This window comes from Fulvivirga aurantia, assembly GCF_009711475.1.
Taxonomy (GTDB): domain Bacteria; phylum Bacteroidota; class Bacteroidia; order Cytophagales; family Cyclobacteriaceae; genus Fulvivirga; species Fulvivirga aurantia.
In genome coordinates this window covers 1-4480 of record NZ_SMMD01000598.1, presented here as the reverse complement: position 1 = coordinate 4480, position 4480 = coordinate 1, and the positions used below count along the sequence as shown (strand labels likewise).

At 38.5% G+C, this 4480-nt stretch carries 4 protein-coding genes; 2 read left to right on the top strand and 2 right to left on the bottom strand.

Going from position 1 to position 4480, the window contains the following annotated elements:
- Window positions 1-154: 154 nt before the first annotated feature.
- Window positions 155-1198, top strand: coding sequence for a hypothetical protein (locus E1176_RS05380; protein ID WP_155209543.1), 1044 nt, complete (start codon window positions 155-157; stop codon window positions 1196-1198).
- On the opposite strand, the gene E1176_RS05375 is transcribed toward E1176_RS05380, so the two are convergent.
- A complete protein-coding gene (locus tag E1176_RS05375; RefSeq protein WP_155209542.1) occupies window positions 1195-2130 on the bottom strand; it encodes a DUF6340 family protein in 936 nt (311 codons plus the stop codon). The two genes, E1176_RS05380 and E1176_RS05375, sit on opposite strands and share 4 nt — an antisense overlap.
- 64 nt (window positions 2131-2194) lie before the next feature.
- On the opposite strand from E1176_RS05375, the gene hutI reads away from it, so the two are divergent.
- Window positions 2195-3430 carry an imidazolonepropionase gene (gene hutI / locus E1176_RS05370; protein ID WP_155209541.1) on the top strand — a complete coding sequence of 412 codons (1236 nt, stop codon included), beginning with the start codon at window positions 2195-2197 and terminating at the stop codon, window positions 3428-3430.
- A 17-nt stretch (window positions 3431-3447) separates the two neighbouring features.
- Here hutI and E1176_RS05365 read toward each other — a convergent pair.
- The coding region (locus E1176_RS05365; protein ID WP_155209540.1) for a serine hydrolase domain-containing protein at window positions 3448-4480 on the bottom strand (1033 nt) is incomplete at its 5' end.

The following is a 4480-nucleotide window of genomic DNA, read 5'->3' as shown; positions in this document are numbered from 1 at the left end:
TCAAACTGTAGCAAAGTTACCTATTGCCTGACTTGGCTATTAATGAAAGTATTGAGTGAGAAAGCTATAAATTGATGTTTGTATTCAATTTTTGTTATTTTTATTGTTTATTTAGGGGTCAATTGTCCGCAATTAATTTTTTAATATATCAGTCGTGAAAAAGGTTTTATTTTTTTTGATAGTGCTTGTTGTTGTCTCTCATAGCACGTTGGCGCAAAAGAGATCTGATCAAAACCCTGTTACTTACGAAGAATTGTATGATGAGCCGTATGCTATCAACACCCTCTTTGTGCAGTTTCAGCCTATTTATGGTGAGTTATATACCGCAAATATCAATGCAGGTTTTGGTTTAGAAGCTACTTACTTTTTAAAGGATAAAATGCGTTTTAATGCACAGGCCAGACAAGCTTATACCAGAAAGTTTGACCTCTCTCGTGATATCGCAGAAAATATAAAAGACGAAGAGAATAGTGGACTTACACTAGAGCCAGCCAGCTTTAACTACTATCAGGTAGGGGCTACATATCATATCAAAGATTTTGAAGAGAGCTCTAAGACTAAGATGTTCTTATATAAAAAGAGCTACAAAGGAGATAAATGGGCTTCTCGTGTGCCTCTAAATACCGATGTACCCTGTAAGGTAAGAAAAATATATGGTGCAAGACTCGGTGGCTTTTATTTCGATACTTCGTTTGATTTAAACAGAGTAATGGAAGCTCAGGGCAAAACTTTACAAGACTTAGAAGGCCCTAATGGCATGACTTTACCAACTACAAAGCCAAATAACTCTGAAGAGAACTTTCAGGCTTATTCAAACATGGCAGTTGGTGGTATCTACGTTGGTGGCTCTATGTCATGGATAAAAAACATCGCTGTTGATTTCGATAATAAATACCAGGAAGGTGTTGATGACCTTATTTTAACTACTTATTTAGACATTCTTATCGCTCCTTCGATTAATGTAGATGATGTTACATTTCAAGGGAATACCTACTCGTCAGATGCTGTTGATACTTCAATAATCGGATTTAGAGCCGGTTTGGAAGGAAGATTCAACAGAACATGGAGTTGGGCTTACGGAGGAGAGATAGGTATGAGACCGGGACTACAAAAGAGAGGTTTTTATGCGCTTCTTAAAATAAGCTTCCCTGTTTTCAGTACAAACCTTGATTACTCTGTAGAGGCCTTTGGCCGTTAATCGTAGAAGATTTCATCAGGAAGTTTTTTGCCGTCTAGCATTTTTTGTGCCTGTTCGTACCAATAGGTGGCATCATCCATCATGCCAAGAGCTTCATAAGCTACAGATAGGTTATAGGCCGCTTTGCCAGCAATTTTGGAATCAGGATCATTGGTGTATCTGCTAAAAAATGTAATGGCCTCTGACCAGTTTCCAAAAACCAAGGCCCTCACTCCACCCTTAAGCTCTTTTTGTCGGTATATGTTCTTAGTAATCATAACCTCTTGAGGATGGTATTTGGCAACATATTCTTTAGCAATATCTTTTGAGAGCCTTTTTACTTCTTTATCAGCATTTCCCATTGATGGCCCCACTGCCAGTAGTCCACTAAGCACACTTCTTTTGTCATAATTAATATGCTTTTCTGTAACGGTCACTTTATTGATTTCATGACCGTTACTGTCATATAGGGCTATACATGCACGAGCAATCAAATCATAATATGCTGTCCGAGTTTTGGAGCCATCATCATCTTTTTGTACCTCTACCTCCTGATCAAAATAGAGGTCATAAGCTTCTAGTACGATCGTAAAATCATAGCTGTTGTCGGTGACTGTACCAACCGCAGTAGGTTTGTAGGTTTCTGAGGAACAAGAAACCTCCGCAGCTCCTCTTATGAGTTGATCAGCGACTAATACTTCCAGATCAGATTGTTTCTTAAATTCTTGCGCTAACTCAACTAAAATATTTTGAGAGCCCTGAGAGAAAACGTGTACCTTTTTCTTCTGATTAAATGTGAGAAGTGAAGTGTCGAAGGCACTGACTATACCTATATTCTGGAAATTCTCAGGTGTATAAAGCTCCGGAGATACTGTTTTTCTATAAGATGTAGAAGACAGGCAGCCAACAATGGATGTGCAGAAAATAGCGAGTATGACTAAGCTATATTTCATAACTTTAAAACCTCAACGAAATATAGTATTTTTTGATTGATAAAAGCATCTGAAGATTAAAGAAATGAGTAGCATACTTATTAAAAATATAAAAGGACTAGTACAAGTTAGAGAAAATACAAAAAACTGGATAGCAGGTTCAGCGATGGCCGATTTGCCAGTGCTTGAAAACGCCTACTTATTGACCGAGAATGATAAAATAAAGGCGTTTGGTCTTATGGAAGCTATGCCTGAGATAAATGCTGATGAAATTATAGATGCTTCGGGAAGATTCGTCTTTCCAAGTTTTGTTGACTCACACACTCACCTTGTATTTGCAGCTACGCGAGAGGAAGAGTTTGTATATAAGATTAAAGGTATGTCTTATGCAGAGATAGCCGCCAAAGGAGGTGGTATTTTAAATTCTGCCAAGAAATTACAGTCCACCTCTGAACATGAGTTATTTGAGAGCACTTTGGTACGGGCCAATGAGATAATATCTATGGGTACGGGTGCGGTAGAAATTAAAAGCGGTTACGGACTCACCACAGAAGACGAGCTTAAGATGCTGCGTGTGGCCAAAAAAATAGGAGAGGAAACACCCCTAACAGTCAAAACTACATTTTTAGGCGCTCATGCCGTACCAAAAGAGACGACCAAAGAGAAGTATCTTGATAAAGTGGTAAATGAAATGATACCTGCTGTGGCAGAAGAGGGATTGGCTGAGTATGTCGATGCGTTTTGTGAAGAGGGGTTCTTTACACCGGAGGAGACTGAAAGAGTGATGGAGGCCGGTAAAGCCCATGGAATGAAAGCCAAAATCCACGCTAACCAACTAAATATTTCCGGGGGAGTTCAGGTAGGGGTAAAAGTAGGAGCTTTGAGTGTAGATCATTTAGAGAGTATGGGCCAGGAAGAGATTGATGCGTTAAAAGGCTCTTCCGTAATGCCGACATTGCTGCCCGGTGCTGCTTTTTTCTTAGGTACTACTTATCCACCAGCCAGGGAAATGATGAATGCCGGTTTGCCTCTGGCCTTAGCAACTGATTATAACCCGGGAAGCGCTCCATGCGGCAAAATGCAGTTTATGCTATCCCTTGCCTGTGTGAAAATGAAAATGACCCCAGAGGAGGCCATAAATGCTGCTACCATCAATTCAGCCTATGCTATGGAGGTGTTAGATACTCATGGAAGTATTACCGTTGGTAAACAAGCCAATGTATTTATCACCAAAGAAATACCTTCTTACGCTTATTTGCCCTACGCATTTGGCAGCGATGTGGTGGATCAGGTGATTTTAAATGGTAAAGTAATTGTTTAGCCTCAGTATTATAACGCTTAATTTAATTCACTGAGAATTAAATCTGAAATGTCAAACCTAGGGAAGTCACCTGTGTTATTGAGTAATATAATAGTGATTCCCTTATCTGGCTGTTTTAGAAACATGGTGTAAAAACCATAATCTGTGCCCGGGTGATAAAAAATCTGATGCTTCTTTGAGACATCAAACATTTCTTTATCTATCATCCAGCCATAACCATAGTAGCTGCTCCAATCATCATAAGAAGCTCTTGGCTTAAACATTTCTTCTTGTTGATTCTTCGATAAAAGGATATTGTTTTCAAAGTTTTGACTCCATATTAACAGATCTCTGCTGGTGGAAATAATGCCTCCGGCTCCTGATACATTATCGATAAAATACTTGGGCTCGGGCTTACCATAAAGAAACCCAGCACTCACTTTTGTATTAATACCTCTACCCAAATATGTGTCAGTCATATCAAGAGGGGTGAAAATGCGTTCTTGGAGTAAGTTCTGAAATGATTGGTTAGTAACTTTTTCTGCCAATAATGCAAGTATGATATATCCTGAATTTGAATATTTAAACCTGCTCCCTGGAATAAATTCCAAAGAATCGCTGCAAAAATTCTTAACCAGTTGTGATAATGAATATTGGGTGTGGCTTATTTGAGATATGTAGTTATTGTTGACAAGATAATTTGGAATGCCTGATTGGTGGGTAAGTAATTGTTCGATGGTGACTTCACCATGTGTAAAGTAGGGAATATAGGCACCAATTGAGTCTGATAGTTGAATTTTCCCTTCATTTACCAGTAACATTGTAAGGGTTGAAGTGAAAGTTTTAGTACTTGAGCCAATCCTAAAATGGGATTGAGGCTGGTTGTTAGTTTGTTGATTATTATAGCTTTTTTCAAAAAGCACCTCACCTTTATATGCTACCAAAGCATTTCCATTAAATTGATCCTTACGATTATAAAAGCTGAGTATAGAGTCAATTCTTGAGTGTATTTGCTTTGGATACTTTCTTAATTTGGCTGTGATATCAGCTTTAAAATCAGAGGCCTTATTA

What these genes read in the sequence shown, in the direction of transcription:
- hutI (WP_155209541.1), top strand. Translation starts at nt 2,195, where the DNA reads ATGAGTAGCATACTTATTAAAAATATAAAAGGACTAGTACAAGTTAGA.
- E1176_RS05375 (WP_155209542.1), bottom strand. Translation starts at nt 2,130, where the DNA reads ATGAAATATAGCTTAGTCATACTCGCTATTTTCTGCACATCCATTGTT.